This window comes from Arthrobacter sp. ov118, from assembly GCF_900116495.1.
Lineage (GTDB): Bacteria > Actinomycetota > Actinomycetes > Actinomycetales > Micrococcaceae > Arthrobacter.
In genome coordinates, this window is sequence record NZ_FPAY01000015.1 from 1 (window position 1) to 15,607 (window position 15,607).

The 15,607-nt window shown below is 66.6% G+C and carries 13 protein-coding genes; 7 read left to right on the plus strand and 6 right to left on the minus strand.

The features are described 5' to 3' along the window. Positions 1-303: IS30 family transposase (locus BM372_RS19565; protein ID WP_143111519.1), on the plus strand; the 303-nt coding region annotated here is incomplete at its 5' end. A gap of 71 nt (positions 304-374) precedes the next feature. On the opposite strand, the gene BM372_RS19570 is transcribed toward BM372_RS19565, so the two are convergent. The 3 genes from BM372_RS19570 to nirB are packed head-to-tail and all read right to left on the minus strand — an operon-like array spanning position 375 to position 5,298. Next, entirely contained in the window at positions 375-1,562 is a 1,188-nt protein-coding gene (locus BM372_RS19570; RefSeq protein ID WP_090957118.1) for a uroporphyrinogen-III synthase, read from the minus strand. Between the two features lie 8 nt (positions 1,563-1,570). Next, entirely contained in the window at positions 1,571-2,605 is a 1,035-nt protein-coding gene (gene cobA / locus BM372_RS19575; RefSeq protein ID WP_090957119.1) for a uroporphyrinogen-III C-methyltransferase, read from the minus strand. A 2-nt stretch (positions 2,606-2,607) separates the two neighbouring features. Further along, entirely contained in the window at positions 2,608-5,298 is a 2,691-nt protein-coding gene (nirB, locus tag BM372_RS19580) for a nitrite reductase large subunit NirB (protein ID WP_090957153.1), read from the minus strand. A 258-nt stretch (positions 5,299-5,556) separates the two neighbouring features. Between nirB and nirD the strand changes: the two genes are divergently transcribed. Then, a complete protein-coding gene (gene nirD / locus BM372_RS19585; protein WP_090957120.1) occupies positions 5,557-5,934 on the plus strand; it encodes a nitrite reductase small subunit NirD in 378 nt (125 codons plus the stop codon). 11 nt (positions 5,935-5,945) lie between these two features. On the opposite strand, the gene BM372_RS19590 is transcribed toward nirD, so the two are convergent. After that, positions 5,946-7,688, minus strand: a complete 1,743-nt coding sequence (locus BM372_RS19590; protein WP_090957121.1) for a phospho-sugar mutase — start codon at positions 7,686-7,688, stop codon at positions 5,946-5,948. A gap of 107 nt (positions 7,689-7,795) precedes the next feature. Between BM372_RS19590 and BM372_RS19595 the strand changes: the two genes are divergently transcribed. After that, positions 7,796-8,275, plus strand: a complete 480-nt coding sequence (locus BM372_RS19595) for an RrF2 family transcriptional regulator (RefSeq protein WP_090957122.1) — start codon at positions 7,796-7,798, stop codon at positions 8,273-8,275. 56 nt (positions 8,276-8,331) lie between these two features. Here BM372_RS19595 and BM372_RS19600 read toward each other — a convergent pair whose 3' ends face one another. Continuing rightward, complete coding sequence (locus BM372_RS19600; RefSeq protein WP_090957123.1) at positions 8,332-9,150, minus strand: purine-nucleoside phosphorylase; 819 nt, start codon at positions 9,148-9,150, stop codon at positions 8,332-8,334. A 106-nt stretch (positions 9,151-9,256) separates the two neighbouring features. Between BM372_RS19600 and BM372_RS19605 the strand changes: the two genes are divergently transcribed. Both BM372_RS19605 and BM372_RS19610 read left to right on the plus strand, forming a co-directional pair. Further along, on the plus strand, positions 9,257-10,672 hold the full coding sequence (locus BM372_RS19605; RefSeq protein WP_090957154.1) for an NAD(P)H-quinone dehydrogenase: 1,416 nt from the start codon (positions 9,257-9,259) through the stop codon (positions 10,670-10,672). A 58-nt stretch (positions 10,673-10,730) separates the two neighbouring features. Next, positions 10,731-11,474, plus strand: coding sequence for a hypothetical protein (locus tag BM372_RS19610; RefSeq protein ID WP_090957124.1), 744 nt, complete (start codon positions 10,731-10,733; stop codon positions 11,472-11,474). A gap of 57 nt (positions 11,475-11,531) precedes the next feature. Here BM372_RS19610 and BM372_RS19615 read toward each other — a convergent pair whose 3' ends face one another. Further along, positions 11,532-11,825, minus strand: coding sequence for a hypothetical protein (locus BM372_RS19615; RefSeq protein ID WP_090957125.1), 294 nt, complete (start codon positions 11,823-11,825; stop codon positions 11,532-11,534). Between the two features lie 483 nt (positions 11,826-12,308). Between BM372_RS19615 and BM372_RS19620 the strand changes: the two genes are divergently transcribed. Continuing rightward, positions 12,309-13,796, plus strand: coding sequence for a hypothetical protein (locus tag BM372_RS19620; RefSeq protein ID WP_256214456.1), 1,488 nt, complete (start codon positions 12,309-12,311; stop codon positions 13,794-13,796). A 116-nt stretch (positions 13,797-13,912) separates the two neighbouring features. Beyond that, positions 13,913-15,604 carry a GT4 family glycosyltransferase PelF gene (pelF, locus tag BM372_RS19625; protein ID WP_090957126.1) on the plus strand — a complete coding sequence of 564 codons (1,692 nt, stop codon included), beginning with the start codon at positions 13,913-13,915 and terminating at the stop codon, positions 15,602-15,604. Positions 15,605-15,607: the final 3 nt, after the last annotated feature.

Sequence of the window (15,607 nt, forward strand, 5' to 3'; positions counted from 1 at the left end):
CCAGCGCACCTGCGGGGGTCCCTGACCTGGGACCAGGGAGCGGAAATGGCCGCCCACAAATCCTTCAGCCTCGCCACGGACATGGACGTCTACTTCTGCGACCCGGCCAGCCCCTGGCAGCGCGGCTCGAACGAAAACACGAACGGACTGCTGCGCCAGTACTTCCCCAAAGGCACCGACCTGTCCGCCTACGGGCCAGAGGATCTCGAGCTCGTCGCCCAGAAACTCAACGGCCGCCCACGCAAAACGCTCGACTGGGATACCCCAGCCGAGCGCCTGCGTGATCTACTACTAACGACCTAAGCCGCCAAACGTGTTGCAACGACCACTAGAAACCGCCGGCATCATTGGGCGCTAAGTGACCCCGCGTTGCGTTAGACCCGGATGCGGTAACCGCGCTTCACGACGGTTTCCACGAGCCGGGTGTCCGGCAGCGCGGACCGCAGCCGGCTGACCGTCATGTCCAGGGCGTGCACGGAGCCGCGCAGTTCCAGCAGGTCCGAGAGCGCTTCGCGGGACAGCACCGCCCCGCCGGCGCCGATCAGCGCGCGCAGCAGCAGCAGCGGCGCGGGCGCCATCTCTATCGGCTCGCCGTTGATGCGCAGCGAGCGGCCGCGCAGCTCCACGCTGCCGGACACGGTGTCGAGCCGGCGGACGTGGTTGAGCGCCAGGTGCTCGCAGACGAGCCGGATCAGGGCACCCATCCGGAACCGTTCGGGGATCAGCGGCTGCAGCCCGGCGTCGAGCAGCGGCTGCGCCGTGATGGGCCCGACGACGGCGGTCGCCACCGTGGTTTTCAGGCTCTCCACGAGCTGCTTGTAGACGCCCATCTCGTGCGCCGTGCTCCACATCGCATCCACGGCGGGGGCGCTCGTGAAGGTCAGGACGTCCAGGTTGCCGCTGCACGCGGCTTCAATGAGCTTGGGCAGCCGGTCCGCGCCGTCGGGCTTGACCCAGCGGTACGGGGTGACGGTCAGGACGGTGGCGCCGGACATGCGCAGGCGCTCCAGCTGCCGGACGTCGGTGTAGCCGTGCAGCTGCACCGCCACCGTCTTGCCCCGCACACCCTCCGCCAGGAGCATGTCCACGAGCGTGGCGGTGGTTTCGTCGCTGCTGATCCCCACGTCGGCGAGCCCGGCCGCACGGACGGCCCCGCGGGCCTTTGGCCCGCGCACAAACATCCGGGTGGCGGAGAGGGTCTCCAGCAGCTGTTCGCCGATGCCGAAGGTGTCCGCGGCCTCGCACCAGCGGCGCATGCCGTACGCGGTGGTGGCGATGCAGAGATCGGGCTTGGCGGCGATGATGGCCCGGGTGTCATCGATCAGGCTCTGGTCCTCCCGGACCGGGGCGATCTTCAGCGCCGGGGCGTGGAGCACTTCCGCGCCGCGGCGCTCCAGGGCCTCGATGAGGTCCTGGGAGCGGCGGTGCGAGGTGACGCCGATCCGGAATCCGTCCAGCGGCAGGTCCTTCTCGGACCCGTCATCGGCAGGATCCGGCGTGCCGGCAGTGGCCGGGGCGCCGGGCTCCGGAAAGGCGGCGGCGATGGCGTTCAGTGCGCTCATGTGAATCCTTAAGCTTCCAGCAGTGATGCGGCCAGGCGGTCGAGTTCTGCCGTGGCCTCGGCACAGCCCCGGTTGGCTTCGGCCACCCGGACGACGTCGCCGATCACCAGGACGGCCGGGTTGCTGCAGCCGGCGGCCGCGGTGGTGATGGTGCCGAGTTCGGCGATCGTGGTGCGCTGGCCGGGACGGTAGCCGCGTTCGACGACGGCCATCGGCATGTCGGTGCGCATCCCGGCCCGGCGGAGCCCGGCTGTGAGGTGGTGCAAGGTACCGATGCCCATCAAGACTACGATGGTTCCGCCGAGCCCGGCCAAATGCTTGAGTTCATTTTCGGTCAGCGGGGCGTGCCCGGAGATTACGGTGAACATGTGGCTGACCTCGCGGTGGGTGACGGGGATGCCGGCGGCGGCCGGCACCGAGATGGCGCTGGTCACGCCCGACACCACCCGGACCGGAACGCCGGCGGCGACGCAGGAAGCGACTTCCTCTCCTCCCCGGCCAAAGACATAGGGGTCCCCGCCCTTGAGCCGGACCACGTTGTTGCCGGCCAGCGCGCTTTCCACCATGAGCTTCTCGATGTCGCCCTGGCTGACCTTGTGGTGGCCGGGCTTCTTGCCGACGTCCACGAGCTCGGCCGAGGCCAGGGACGGCAGGTCCTGGTAGGGGGCGAGGCGGTCGTAGAAGACGACGTCGGCGTCCCGCAGCGCGTTGACTGCCGCCACGGTCAGCAGCTCGGTGGTCCCGGGGCCGCCGCCGACCAGGGTGACGTGCCCGGCGGGGCCCGCGGCGGGTTCGGCCGAGACGGGGATGCCGGCAGCGCGGCAGCGATCCAGCAGGGCGTCCCATCCGGGCTGGCCGTCCTCCACGGCCGCCACCAGGAAGGGCCGCTCGGGCAGGGGGCGGTCGTGCCCGGCGCCGTGGGGAGTGCTGAGCCGGGAGACCACGGCGCCGGCTGCTTCGTAGCGGCGCACGGCCTGGCGGGCGGCGGTCTCGGAACCCGTGATCAGGACGTCGCGGCCGGTGAGATCGATGCTGAGCTGCATGGTTAGACCTTGCTTTCGGTGGCGTCGCTGCTGGTGAGATCGGCTGCCCGGACGGGAATAGTCGTCGCGATCAGCGTCGAGCCCTTTTCCTCGGCCGTGGCGGGGCGCATCTGGCCGCGCTCGTCGGGGACGAAGGTGATGGAATCGTCCCTCTGGTCCGGGGCGTTGACGAAGGAGCGGAAACGGCGCAGGCGCTCGGGATCCTTCAGGGTGTCGGCCCATTCATCGACGTAGGTGTCCACGTGCTTGGCCATGGCGGCCTCAAGGTCCTCGGCGATGCCCAGGGTGTCCTTGACCACCACATCCTCGACGTGCTTGATGCCGCCGTCGAGCTCCTCCTGCCAGCGCGCGGTGCGCTGCAGGCGGTCGGCGGTGCGGATGTAGTACATGAAGTAGCGGTCGATGTACTTGATCAGGGTTTCGTCGTCGAGGTCCTTGGCCAGCAGCTGGGCGTGCGCCGGGGTGGCGCCGCCGTTGCCGCCGACATACAGGTTCCAGCCGTCCGCCGTCGCGATGACGCCGACGTCCTTGCCCCGGGCCTCGGCGCATTCGCGGGCGCAGCCGGAGACGCCCATCTTCAGCTTGTGCGGGCTGCGGAGTCCGCGGTAGCGCAGTTCAAGCTGGATGGCCATGGCCACCGAGTCCTGAACCCCGAAGCGGCACCAGGTGGAGCCGACGCAGGACTTCACGGTGCGCAGGCTCTTGCCGTACGCTTGGCCGGATTCGAAGCCGGCGTCCACGAGCTCCTTCCAGATCTCCGGAAGCTGCTCCAGCCGTGCGCCGAACATGTCGATCCGCTGGCCGCCGGTGATTTTGGTGTAGAGGCCGTACCTATCGGCGACTGAGGCGATCACGCCCAGCTTCTTGGGGGTGATCTCGCCGCCGGCGATGCGCGGGACCACAGAGTAGGTGCCGTCCTTTTGCATGTTGGCCAGGGCGCGGTCGTTGGTGTCCTGCAGGGTTCCGCGGCCGGCGTCCAGGACGTAGGCGCTGTTCTGGCTGGCCAGGATGTTGGCAACGGTCGGTTTGCAGATGTCGCAACCCGCACCGGTGCCGTACTTGGTCATGATTTCTTCGAACGAGGTCAGTTCCAGGACGCGGATGGCGTCGAACAGTTCCTGGCGCGAGAGCTCGATGTGTTCGCAGAGGGCCTTCGAAACTTCGACGCCGGACTTGGTCAGTTCAGTTTCGAGCAGCTTCTTGAGCATGGGCACGCAGGAGCCGCACTGGGTTCCGGCGCGGGTGCAGCCCTTGAGCTCGCCGAGTTCCCGGACGGGGGCGTTGCCCTCGCAGGCGCCGCAGCCGTTGATGGTGTCGCGGATGGTTCCGGCGGCGACGTTGTTGCAGGAGCACAGGGTGGCGTCGTCCGGCAGTTCTGTTTCCGGCGCGTCCCCGCCGACGGCGGCGGTGAGGTAGGCGCCGGGTTCGGCAGCCAGCTCGCGGCCGAGCATGGGGCGCAGGCTGGTGTACGGGGCGGCGTCGCCGACGAAGATGCCGCCGAGGAGGGTCTTCGCGTCGTCCGTGGTGACGATCTTCTGGTAAACGCCGCGGGCCGGGTCGGCGTAGACGATCTCAAGGGCGTGTTCGGTCTTGGCGAAGGCGTCGCCGAAGCTGGCGACGTCGACGCCGGAAAGCTTGAGCTTGGTGGCGGTGTCGAAGCCGGGGAACGTAGCCTCGCCGCCGTGCAGCCGGTCAGCGACGATTTCGGCCATGGTGTTGGCCGGGGCGACGAGGCCCAGGCACATGCCGCCGAAGTTCGCGACCTCGCCGATGGCCCAGATGCCGGGGACCTCGGTTTCGCAGCCGTCGGAAATGACGACGCCGCCGCGGGGGCCGAGCTGGAACTGCTGTGCCCCGCTTTGCCCGTCCGGGCCGTTCGCGGCGCGGAACAGTTCGTCGCGGGGCTTGACGCCGATCGCAACGATGACGATGTCGGCATCGATGATCCGGCCGTCGGCCATGAGGACGCCGGTGACCTGACCGTCGTCGTCGGAGAGTACCTCGGTGGGGAAGACACCGCCGTGGACGGTAAAGCCCTTGGCTTCGATCAGGCGGCCGAGGGCCTGCCCGGCGCCTTCGTCCAGCTGGGTGTTCATGAGCCAGGGCGAACCATTGATGACCACGGGGACGGCGCCGAGCTGTTCGGTGCCGGCGGCGGACTCGAGGCCCAGGAGGCCGCCGCCAATCGTCACGGCAATGACCTGGCGGCCCAGCTTCTCGGTCAGTTCCGCGATGGCCTTGTTGATGGACCAGACGTCCTCAAGGGTGCGGTAGACGTGGGTGAGCTCGGCACCGGGGATGGGCAGGCGGGCCGCGTCGGAGCCCGTGGCGACGACGAGCTCGTCGTAGGGGTAGACGGTGCCGGCGGCGGTGGCGACGGTCCTGCCGGCGGGGTCGATGCTGATCACGCGCTCGCCGGTCTTGAGGATGAGGGCTTCGTGGTCCCACATGGAGGCATCGCCCAGGGTGAGGTCGACGTCGGCGTCAGTGAGCGCCTTGCTCAGTGCGACGCGGTCGTAGGGGAGGTGGGCTTCCTCGGCGAGGACGGTGACCTGCCACCCGTCGAGGCCGCGGGCGTGCATGGCGTCGGCGAAACGATGGGCTGCAGGGCCGCCGCCGGCCACCACGATGCGTCGCGGGCTGGCGGCGCTGGCTGCGCCAAAGTTTGGGTGGCTTGAAGTCTGTCCGGTCACGGTGGGCCTTTCGCATGGGCCGCAGACGGTGCTCTGCAGCTTGTCCAATCAGCCTAGGGAGGCGCAGTTTCGCTTCAGTTTCCCAATTGTTTCGTGATCTTAACTTCTGCATCACGAATAGATTTCCGGCCCCGTGAAGTCTCTTTTACGCGCCGGACACATTGACTGCACGCGGTTGTTACACCGCGGCCCTAGCTTGGAGAGGTGGCCGCACCAGCGGTCCTGCCCGAATGAACGGGTACGTTGAGAGGGGCCAAAATGACCGCAGTACTTGAAATTGAAGAACGCGCGTCCCGGGGAAATGGCGACGTTGTTGCCGGCTGGTACGGTGTGTGCGCCGTTGCGGACCTGGAGCCCGGATGGGGTGAGGCAGCACTGATTTCCGGCCGGCAGGTCGCTCTGTTCAGGACCCTGGCCGGAGAGGTTTTCGCCGTCGCGCAGGAAGATCCGGCCACCGGCGCCCACGTTATGGCGCGCGGCATCACCGGTTCCCGCGGTGCGCGCCCGACCATCGCCTCCCCCCTGCACAAGGAGGTCTACGACCTCGCCACCGGTGAATGCCTCACGGCACCCGGACTCCGGCTGGCCACGTTCGCCACCCGGGTCGTGAACGGCTACATCGAGGTCGAGCTCTAAGCCGGGAGCGGTTACAGGCCCAAGGCCTCGCGAACGTCCGCGAGGACGCTGTCCAGGGCGGCGCGGGCCTCGGTCCGGGCCGCCGGGAGTTCCGCGGCCGAGCCGACGCTGCGGATGACCTCCAGGTAGCACTTGAGCTTCGGTTCGGTGCCGCTGGGCCGGATGATGACGCGGCTGAGGTCCTTCGCCACGTACAGCAGGCCCTCGGTGGGCGGCAGGTTCTCACTGCCCTCGGCGAGGTCCGTGACCGTCTCGACGGCGGAACCGCCGAATGATTCCGGCGGGCTGACCCGCAGCCGGTTCATCATGGCGTCCAGCAGCCCCAGGTCCGCCACGCGGATGCTGAGCTGGTCGCTCGCGTGCAGCCCGTGCACCAGGTAGAGCTCGTCCAGGGTGTCAAAAATGGTCTTCCCCGCGGCCTTGGCCGCCGCCGCGAGTTCGGCGATCAGGACCGCCGCGGAGATCCCGTCCTTGTCCCGCACCAGCGACGGGGCAACGCAGTAGCCCAGCGCCTCCTCATAGCCGTAGACCAGTCCGGGCACCCGGGCAATCCATTTGAAGCCGGTCAGGGTTTCCTCATGCGCATAGCCCGCCGCGGCCGCGATCCGCGCCAGCAGCCGTGAGGACACGATCGAGTTGGCGAACACGCCGTCGGACCCGTCGCTGCCGCCGGCCGCCTGCCGGGCCACGATATGCGCGCCCAGCAGGGCACCGACCTCGTCGCCGCGCAGCATGCGCCACGCCCCGGTGGCCGGGTCTTTTGCCGCCACAGCTGCCCGGTCGGCGTCGGGATCGTTGGCAATGACGATGTCGGCGTCGACGCGGGCGGCCGTTTCCAGGGCCAGGTCCAGGGCGCCGGGCTCCTCGGGGTTGGGGAAGTTCACGGTGGGGAAGTCCGGGTCAGGCTGCGCCTGCTCCGCGACGAGCGTGACGTCGGCGAAGCCGGCGGCGTTCAGCACGGCGGCGGCCGTCTCGCCGCCCACGCCGTGCATGGGGGTCAGGACGATCTTCAGGTCACGGGCCGGGAAGTGTTCCGGTGCTGCCAGCGCGGCGACGGCGGCCTCGTAGTCGGCGGCGACGGAGGGCTCCAGCACGGTCCACCCGTCCGCGGCCAGGATGACGGACTCCACGGTGTCGACGGCGTCGATCTTCGCCGCGATCAGGGCATCGTACGGTGCCACGATCTGGGCGCCGCGGCCGCTCTCTTCGACGGCATGGCGGCCAAGGTAGACCTTGTAGCCGTTGTCCTGCGGCGGGTTGTGGCTGGCGGTGACCATGACGCCGCCGTCGCACTCGAGCGCCCGGACCGCGTAGGCGAGCAGCGGGGTGGGCAGCGCGGCCGGCATCAGGAAGGTTTCAACCCCGGCCGCGGTAAGGATCGCGGCGGTTTCCTCGGCAAAAATGTCTGAGTTGTAGCGGGCGTCGAAACCGACGACGGCGCGCGGGCGGGTCCCGGGGGAGGCCTGCTCGACGGCGTGGGTGAGGAAGGCGGTAAACCCGGCGGCGGCGCGGCGCACCACGGAGCGGTTCATCCGGTTGGGGCCCGGCCCCAGGGCTGCCCGCAGTCCTGCGGTGCCGAATTGCAGGGTGCCGCTGAAGCTGTCAGCCAGTTCCTGGCGGGCCGCCGGGACGCCCGCGTCCGTGAGGCGGATCAGCTCGGTCAAGGCGGTGGCAGTGGCGGGGTCCGGGTCCTGGTCGGCCCAGTCGCGGGCGTCGCTCAGGAGTCGGGCGAGTTCGGCATCAGAAGACGTCATAGGAACCAAACTATCGTGATTCCTCGCCGGGCAATCGAGTGGCGGGCTCTTCCCGCGGGCCGGCGGACCCTTGACACCCAAATTTCCGGATACGTAGTGTCTGAAATATGAAGATGGGCCGCGGGGTGGAATGGGCCGTGCACAGTTGTGTCAACATGTCGTGGACGCCGGCGGGGGAGCCGGTGAACAGTGCACGCCTCGCCGAGTACTACAAGCTCCCCGCCGCCTATCTCAACAAGCAGTTCCAGCCGCTGGTCCGGGCCGGGGTGCTGGATTCGGTCTCGGGCCCGCGCGGCGGCTTCCTTCTGGCCCGCAGGCCGGAGAACATTTCCGTCCTGGACATCGTCCTGGCTCTGGAGGGCACGGACCCGGCCTTCCGGTGCGCAGCGATCATGGGGAATGTCCCGGAACCGGCCCGGCAGGAGAACTTCGCCCGGACGTGCCTCATTTCCCAGACGATGCGCCAGGCCGAGCTCGCCTGGCGCCAGGCCCTGGCCCGCCAGAGCATCGCCGGGCTCGCGGATTCGATGGAGCGCCGGTTCCCGGAGGACAAAGCCAAGGTCCTGGACTACCTGGCGGCGGACTAGCCCCGTTCGTGGGTTTCAGGGTCAGACCTGCGCCGTGATCAGGCGCTGGGGCCGCATCAAAGTTTGGCGATGATCTCCGCGAGCAGCTTGGAAATGCGCGGTCCCGCGGTTTGGCCGGCCTCCAGGACTTCCCCGTGGCTGAGCGGCACCGGGCTGATCCCTGCGGCGAGGTTGGTCACCAGCGAGATGCCGAAGACCTCCATTCCCGCGTGCCGGCCGGCGATGGCCTCCAGTGCCGTGGACATCCCCACCAGGTCGGCGCCGATCCGCTTGGCGTACTGCACCTCGGCGGGTGTTTCGTAGTGCGGCCCCGTGAACTGTGCGTAGACGCCCTCGTCCAGTGACGGGTCCACTTCGCGGGCCAGGCCGCGGATGCGGGCGGAGTACAGGTCCGTGAGGTCCACGAACGTTGCCCCTTCCAAGGGAGAGGTGGCGGTGAGGTTGATGTGATCACTGATGAGCACCGGGGTGCCGGGCGTCCAGTTCTCGTTGAGCCCGCCGCAGCCGTTGGTCAGCACCAGGGTTTTGCAGCCGGTGGCCGCGGCGGTGCGCACCCCGTGGACCACGGAGCGGACGCCCTTGCCCTCGTAGTAGTGGGTGCGCGCGCCCAGGACCAGGGCCCGCTTGCCCTCCCTGGTCAGCACCGAGCGGATGGTACCCACGTGCCCCACCACTGACGGTGCGGAAAAGCCGGGGATTTCGGTGGCGGACAGGGTGGCGGTGGTCTCGCCGATCAGTTCGGCGGCGTCGCCCCAGCCCGATCCGAGGACCAGCGCGACATCGTGGGAATCGACGCCAGTCTCTTCGGCGATGTAGGCGGCGGCGTCGCGGGCGGCATCGAAGGGGTCTGCGTCCAGGAATTTTGTATAGCTCACTGGTACAAGCTATCGCGCCCCGGGCCTGCTGCCCAGCACCCCGGTCCGGACCCGTGGGGGGCCGGATTATTGGTGGCTCGGTGGGGATGGTGGAGAATGGGTGATTGTGACTACGCATCCCGATTTCAGCTCACCACGCATCGCAATTCTCGGCGGAGGGCCCGGCGGCTACGAAGCCGCCATGGTCGCCGCCTCACTGGGGGCGCAAGTCACCATCATCGAGCGCGCCGGTCTTGGCGGCTCTGCGGTGCTGACCGACGTCGTGCCGTCCAAAACGCTGATCGCGACGGCGGACCTGATGACCCGCGTCGGCGAGGCGGGGGAGCTGGGCGTCAAGTTCGACGTCGACGGCGGCGACTTTGCCCCCGCGATGCGCGCGGACCTCAAGCACATCAACGATCGACTGCTCCGGCTTGCACGGAAGCAGTCGGAAGACATCCAGGCCGGTCTCGAACACCAGAACGTGCGCATCCTGCTCGGTTCCGGCAAGCTGCTGGACAACCACACCATCGAGGTGCTCACCGCCGACGGCACCGAGATCGTGGAAGCGGACACCATCCTGCTCGCCGTCGGCGCCCACCCGCGCGAGCTGCCCACCGCGCGGCCGGACGGCGAACGCATCCTGAACTGGGCCCAGATCTACAACATGGACGAACTCCCCGAGGAACTGATCGTGGTGGGGTCCGGTGTCACTGGCGCGGAATTCGCCTCGGCCTACAACGGCCTGGGTTCCAAGGTCACCCTGATTTCCAGCCGCGACCGGGTCCTGCCGGGCTCGGACACGGACGCCGCGGAGGTCCTTGAAGGCGTCTTTGAACGCCGCGGTCTGAAGGTGCTCTCCCGCGCCCGGGCCGAGACCGTGGAACGCACGGAGGACGGCGTCGTGGTCACCCTCGGCGACGGCTCGAAGGTGACCGGCAGCCACTGCCTCGTCTGCGTCGGCTCGATCCCCAACACGGCCGGAATCGGCCTGGAGGAAGCCGGCGTCGCCGTCACCGAGAGCGGCCACATCAAGGTCGACGGCGTCTCGCGCACCACGGCGCCGAACATCTACGCCGCGGGCGACTGCACCGGCGTCCTCGCGCTGGCCTCCGTGGCCGCGATGCAGGGCCGGATTGCCGTGGCGCACTTCCTCGGCGACGCTGTCATGCCGATCAAGCTGCACCAAGTGGCGTCCAACATCTTCACCTCGCCGGAAATCGCCTCCGTGGGCGTGTCCGAGGCGGAGATCGACTCCGGCAAGTACCAGGGCGATGTGATCAAGCTGTCCCTGCGCAGCAACGCCCGCGCCAAGATGCGCAACCACCGCGACGGTTTCGTCAAGATCTTCGCCCGCAAGGGCTCCGGCACCGTGATCGGCGGCGTCGTGGTGGGTCCGAACGCCTCCGAACTCATCTTCGCGATCTCGATTGCCGTCACCCAGAAACTGCACGTTGACGACGTCGCCAGCACCTTCACGGTGTACCCGTCGCTGAGCGGCTCCATCTCGGAAGCGGCACGCCGGCTGCACGTGCACATGTAGCTCGGGCACACCTAGTCTGGGCACAGGCCGGGTCCGACGCAATCCGGAGGCTGATGCCATGCCGAGTCCCCAGACCTTGATTGAGGCAGCCGAGCGGGCGGCCGGACATTCTGGCGCGGACGCCGGCGCCGGCGATGGTGTCACCGGAGTCGGCCTCACCGGGGACGAGGAACGCTTTACCGGCTTCGGCGTCACCGGGGTTCCGTTCAGTTCCGGCTACGTCCTGGCGTTGCGGCGCTTCGCCGCGTCATCGATCGGGCCGGGGTACACCTCGGTCTGGATCCGGGATCCTGCCGGTGCCTGGTCAATGCACGGCACCGTGGACCCCGGACTGTCCTGCCCCCGGTACTTCGGCGCCGCCCTCGAATCGGCGTCGACCTCGCGCATCTCCCTCGCCTGGGGAGGCAGTCACGCCTTTACTGTGGACGTCGACGGCGGCGCAGTGCTGCACTGGGAGCTCACGCTGCGGGCCACGCCGGTCACCAGGTTCATGTCGGCGGTTTCCGGGGCTGTGCCGGATCGGCTCTGGCGCAGCCGCCGTTTCCTGGCGGCCATGGGTGCCGTCGCCGGCCCGCTCCTGGGAGCGGGCCGGCTCAGGCTGACGGGTTCCGTGCCCAACGGCCAGCGTTTCGGCGTCCGCCCCCGGCGCGTGTGGTTGGTCGCCGGCAGCCGGGCCGCACTGCAGGGACACGACCTGGGAAAGCCGACGGCCCTGCCGGTCCAGGACAAGCTGGGGGATTTCTGGATACCCCAGCGCGGCATCCTGATGATGGGAACGGCAGCGTTCGAGCCGGGAGGCTGAGCCTGGGTGAGCGGCCGGCTATTCCGTGCCTACACTTCGGCGCCTACACTTCCGTGCCTATTGTTCGGCGCCGCCGTGCAGGCCGTCGTCGCTGCTGTCACCCGCGGGTGAGCCATCGGCGTCCTCGGGCGGCAGGTCCATGTTCCCGCGTCCTTCGGCCATCGTCGGCCCGCCGGCGGGAACGTCGTAGCGCTCCGGCCGGATCCCGTGAGACTGTTCCTCGATCAGGGCCTGCTCTTCGCTGAAGCGGATGGCGTTGGCCTCGTCACCGGCGTCGCCGGGGATGTCCTCGCGGAGCTTCGACGGGTTCGGAACTACAAAGCCTTCGCCGTTGTTGCCATTGTCAGTCATTGGTTCATCCTTCCAAGCGGTGTCGTTAAACCGAGTGCTGTCGGATCGGTGTTGTCCACTACATCGTAAGCATACTTTCCATTTTTTGGGCAGTGGGAGCTGCGGCAGCCGGCGCCGGAAGTGCCACGACGCTGCCGGGTCGGTCTTGTTCGGCCACCCAAGTAGTCAAGGCGCTTGAGACTGAGTAGCCAAGTGCTGTCTGCAGGTACTGAGTCCGCCCCAGGGCTATGTAACTCAGGTAGGGACTACTGGCGAACGTTCTCCATGTCGTGGGTAGATTTTCAAGTGGGCCCAAACGACCCTCCGGAATCTTCGTCGTCTGGAAGGGACGGGCCCGAAATCAGTGGCTGATCTCGCGAGTCTCAGCAGCGTTGCACATGCTGCCGCGTAGAGAAGCACCGATGAGACCGGTCTAGTAGTCCACGCCACCTGCCGTCCCGTGCGAAGCATGGTTTGTCGGCGGCCTCTGGGGAGGCATGTGGCATGGAAGCAGTTGCAATGGGGGAAGCAATGAAACCACTCAGCGCCCTGATGAGGGACGCCTACGCGCGCAAGCAGATGCTCGCCATGACCGTGGGCCTTGTGCTCACGGCACTTGTACCATTCGCCGAGGCAGTACTGCCGTCGGGGTCATCCACCGTGCTCCTGGCCGCCGGCGTCATTCTGGTCATGATCACGCTCCTCATCATGATGCGCCCGGGGATTGAGGCAGGGGAGGACCTAGCGGAACGCAGTGGTGATGCCCGAACGGGGGCGGCCCTCCTGCTGTACCTTTCGCCGGTCATCCTGTTGAACCTTGTCTACCCATCGGTGAGCCCTGGGATGGCAGCGGTGGACGTCGGAGGCGTCCCGTTGACCCTGGTGGTTCTCGCTTCGTCCATCACCGTACCGTGGCTCGCGCAGGCGGCTTGTCTGCCGGTCTATCGGGTTATAGGGGATCTCATGGCTGAGCGGGATCTGAAAGCCATCACCGGACGCTTTTGCCAATTCTGGCCGATGATGTTTGTTCAGTCGCTCCCGTTGGTGGCACTTTTTGCGCTGCCGCTGTGGCTTCTGACGGGATGGTCGTACACGGCGGTGGCTACCTTCGCAGCGTTGTGCGGATTACACCTGCTGTTCGTGCAGTCCCTGGTGATGGCCAACGTAGCAAACCGTCGTGGACTTTGGGCCGTGGCCTGGACGGCGTACGCCGCCGCACTCTTGGCTGCCCCGACACTCTGGTGGCTGCCTCCGGTGATCGGGTCTGCGACCCAGATTGCGGCTATGGGCCACGGACTACGCCAACTCGGAGTAGCCCATAGAATTGGGATTCGCGATTTCGGTGCCGATGTTCTCCGTGGACTGCTTATGGGATCGGTCCTGTGGGCGGACAAATTGGTGTTGTTCCTGGCTACGGGCGGTGACTTCCAGGTTGTAGTGGTGTTCGCAGCGATGCTGCCCGCTGTCGTCGCCTACAACTTCTACTTCATCAATCTGGCGCCTCGGGTGGACCGTGAGGTGGCAGGACTCCACAGGACTATCGCCGAAGAACCACTGGCGGTGCTGCTTAGGACATCGAAACGCCTGAGCCTCGTCGTGGACCGATCCGTGCTTACAACTGGCACGATTGGGGTTCTACTTACTTTGGCGGTTTCGCTGGCGGTAAACGGGTTGCAGCCGGCGCAGGTGCTGTTGGCAGTCTTCGCGGGCGCATCGTCGTGGGCTTTCATGATGCTGACCCTCCTAAGCTACGAGCTTGATTTCATCGGAGAGAAGGCCTCCCCCCAATTCTTGGGGGGCGCCCATTTACTCCTTTGCATGGCTGCGTTCACTTTGTTCGGCGTTCCGGGTGACGGAGCCAGCGGGGCGGGTGCCTATTCGGCGCTGGTTGTTGCCGATCTCATTCTGGTTTGTGTGGCCTGGCTGCTCTACAAACGACACTGGTCCCAGCCGGAGTACACCCTGTTCTGGCGCCACGCAACGACCTGGTGATCCCGGACAGGCCTTTACCTCCGCCCAGACTTTGCAGCTTCGCGCCCGAGTCCCGGGCAGCCGGGGCCCGGTCTGCCGGCGTCTACGTACATCCCAGCGCTCCTAAGGAATAACTCATGTACAGCTTTCTCTTGCCTAAAGCCAGGCGTCCAAGGCTTCAAGACTCCCTGACCGTTCCAGCGGCCCAGGAAATCCGTAATCGGGAGTACCCGGACGTTGACGTAGCGATAGTCATGGAGTCCACGTACCCATACCTAAAAGGCGGGGTGTCGGCCGTAGTTCACGACATCGTCACCCATAACCCGGATCTCACGTATGGGATCATCCACATCACGTGGGATTCCGACGCCCCACACGAGGACTTGTACGGGATGCCGGGCAACGTCCTGTGGGTTCGACCCGTGTACCTCAATATGCAGGAGCACCGACACAACTTCTCGGCGGTTTCCGCCCAAGACCTTGGCATGACCGCTGAAGAGCGCACGGCACTTTCTCACCGCTTGTTCGACGCTCTATACGCGCTGTCGGAGGACGGCGAGACGCAGGCCCTGTGGGATCTCATTGGCGAGGGCCTCAACGAACGCACCCGGCGTTATCCGCTGTGGGCATTGCTGGGTTCCCGTGAGTTTATGGAAGCGCTGGCGCAGAGAATGCCCCAGCTCGATCTTTCGTTGGCCGACTCGTTTTGGACTTTGCGTAATTTCTTCTCCCTGGCCTTCGCAACGCTCGGCGAGTCAATGCCCCGAGCCCGCGTTTACCATGCCCACACCACGGGCTACGCATCCTTGCTCGGTGCTGCGGCCGCACGGGACCATGGCTCATCCTTCTTGCTGACAGAGCACAACCTCTATGTCAGGGATACGATCAATACCCTGCTGAGCCGCAACATGGCACTGTCCGTCACCTCGGACGACTATCGCAGCTTTGACGTGACGCCCGAGCAGAGGGCGTGGATGGCATGGTGGACGGAAATGGGTCATTTCTGCTACCCGAGTGCCAAACTCATCACGTATTTGTACCCCACGGCGATTACTGAGGCAGCACGTCTGGGAACCGATATTGACAAGGCGGTGGTCGTGCCAAATGGCATGGTCATTGAGGAGTTCGAGGAAAAGTACCGGGCCCGCCAAAACGCGCTGCAGCATATTACGCAGCTTCCGTCCGCCCACACCTGGCGGTTGGTCTATATTGCGCGTCTAGTTCCGATCAAGGGCCTTATGGACCTGCTCTCGAGCATCCACCTGCTGGGTCAACGCGGCTATCCGAACATCCATCTGGATGTGCTGGGGCCAACCGAGCACGACCCCGCATACTACGAGGCCTGCCTGGCGAAGATCGAAAGTCTGGGCCTACACGATCAGGTCACAGTTCACGGCACGGTCAACGTGCGCGACATGTTGGACCAGTTCGATGTTCTTGTGCTCCCCAGCTACAACGAGGGCCAGCCGATCGTGGTTCTAGAGGCCATGGCCGCCGGCATCCCGACCGTCGGCTCGGACGTAGGTGGCATGAGCCAACTCGTCGCCGACGACCTCTACACCCCCGAGGGTCGTACATTGGGTCCCTGCGGGGTGCTCACTGCGCCTGGTGATGTACATCAGATGGCCGCCGGCATTCAGTCCGTCGTCGGCAACGTAGAAACATATAAAGAGTATGCGGCCAATGCGCGCGCACGCGTGGAAGAGTTCTTTCAGATGCACGACGTCATGACTTCATACAACGAGATCTACCGTGCGCTGGGCGACATGTCAGCTCTGCCGGTGGCCGAAACTGCGAAACATGGCGACAGCCTGAGGGCAGCATTATGAGCG

Coding starts and splice junctions, on each gene's coding strand:
- nirD (WP_090957120.1), top strand. CDS start 5,557: ATGACCGCAGTACTTGAAATTGAAGAACGCGCGTCCCGGGGAAATGGC.
- BM372_RS19590 (WP_090957121.1), bottom strand. CDS start 7,688: ATGACGTCTTCTGATGCCGAACTCGCCCGACTCCTGAGCGACGCCCGC.
- BM372_RS19570 (WP_090957118.1), bottom strand. CDS start 1,562: ATGAGCGCACTGAACGCCATCGCCGCCGCCTTTCCGGAGCCCGGCGCC.
- BM372_RS19595 (WP_090957122.1), top strand. CDS start 7,796: ATGAAGATGGGCCGCGGGGTGGAATGGGCCGTGCACAGTTGTGTCAAC.
- cobA (WP_090957119.1), bottom strand. CDS start 2,605: ATGCAGCTCAGCATCGATCTCACCGGCCGCGACGTCCTGATCACGGGT.
- pelF (WP_090957126.1), top strand. CDS start 13,913: ATGTACAGCTTTCTCTTGCCTAAAGCCAGGCGTCCAAGGCTTCAAGAC.
- BM372_RS19610 (WP_090957124.1), top strand. CDS start 10,731: ATGCCGAGTCCCCAGACCTTGATTGAGGCAGCCGAGCGGGCGGCCGGA.
- BM372_RS19615 (WP_090957125.1), bottom strand. CDS start 11,825: ATGACTGACAATGGCAACAACGGCGAAGGCTTTGTAGTTCCGAACCCG.
- BM372_RS19620 (WP_256214456.1), top strand. CDS start 12,309: ATGGAAGCAGTTGCAATGGGGGAAGCAATGAAACCACTCAGCGCCCTG.